The sequence below is a fragment of the Janibacter sp. CFPM2_SD2 genome (genome assembly GCF_057364645.1).
The window spans coordinates 1-1,216 of sequence record NZ_JBNFOF010000358.1 but is presented as its reverse complement, the minus strand read 5'-3'; the positions used below and the strand labels follow the sequence as shown (position 1 = coordinate 1,216).

Annotated in this window: 2 pseudogenes; both read left to right on the top strand. The window is 74.1% G+C overall.

Annotated elements, in window-relative coordinates:
- Nucleotides 1–354, top strand: a pseudogene (locus AC2W7J_RS18305) (hypothetical protein); the annotation flags it as partial.
- Between the two features lie 109 nt (nucleotides 355–463).
- A pseudogene (locus AC2W7J_RS18300) lies at nucleotides 464–1,078 on the top strand (ATP-binding cassette domain-containing protein); the annotation flags it as partial.
- Between the last annotated feature and the right edge of the window lie 138 nt (nucleotides 1,079–1,216).

The window sequence follows — 1,216 nt, the reverse complement described above, 5'->3', positions numbered from 1 at the left end:
GCCCACGCCGAGCTGCGGGAGAGCGTCGCCCGCCAGTCGCGGGGCCGATCGCTCTCTGCCGCAGCGGTGCTCGTCATCACCAGCCTCGCCACCCTGGCCGCCGCCGCCCTCGCAAGCACCTCCGGCGCGGACACCCCCGTGCGAGCCCTGCTCGTCCTCGCCCCCGTCGCCACGGGTGAAGCCCTCGGCGTGCCTCGACCGATGCCCACCCCGTGCCCCCCTCGCCCGGGCCCGCGCCTGCGCCGCCCGGCTCGACGAGCTGCTCGACCAGGAGCCGGCCGTCGTGCCGCCGCCAACCCTGCAAAACCCTGGGGTTGTGCAGGGTTCTTGGCCGTCAACCCTGCAAAACCCTAGGGTCTTGCAGGGTTCGGGGTCGCGCGGGGGAGCCGCGGGCCCCGCGGGCGCCGCGGATCGAGCTGCGCGGGCTGACCGCGGGCTGGGTCGACGGCCGCACCGACCTCGGGCCGTCGACCTGACCGTCGAGCCGGGCGAGCACATCGCCATCACCGGGCCCAACGGCAGCGGCAAGTCGACCCTGCTCGCCGTGCTCGCCCGCCACCTCGATCCGGCGACCGGCAGCTACACCGTCGACGGCACCGATGCCACGACCGCGCCCCTCGACGACGTGCGGGCGCTCATGGCGATCGTCGACGACGAGCCCCACGTCTTCGCCGGCACCCTGCGGGCCAACCTGGCGCTCGCCGCACCCGAGGCGGACGACAAGGCGCTCGTCGACTCCCTTCGTCGGGCGGGTCTGGGCACGTGGCTGGAGTCGCTCGCCGACGGCCTCGACACCCGGCTCGGCACCACGGGTCGCGGCATCTCCGGCGGGGAGCAGGCGCGGCTGTCGATCGCCCGCGCCATCGCCAGCGGGCGGCCGGTCATCCTGCTCGACGAGCCCGTCGCCCACCTCGACCACCCGACCGCCGACGCCGTCATCGCGGACCTGCTGCAGCACGCCGGCGACCGGTCGGTGATCATGGTGACCCACCACGGTGTCGGCCTCGACCGCATGGACCGCACCATCACCATCGCCAGGGAAGGAGCCACCCGTGGCCAGGAATGCATCCCTCGGTGACCTCGAGCAGGCGATCATGGACGTCCTCTGGGGCGCCGACGTCGACACCGGCCTCACCGTCCGCGAGGTCCTCGCGCGCCTCACCGGCCGGGATCTCGCCTACAACGACGTCATGACGTCCTCTCCCTCTCGACGCGA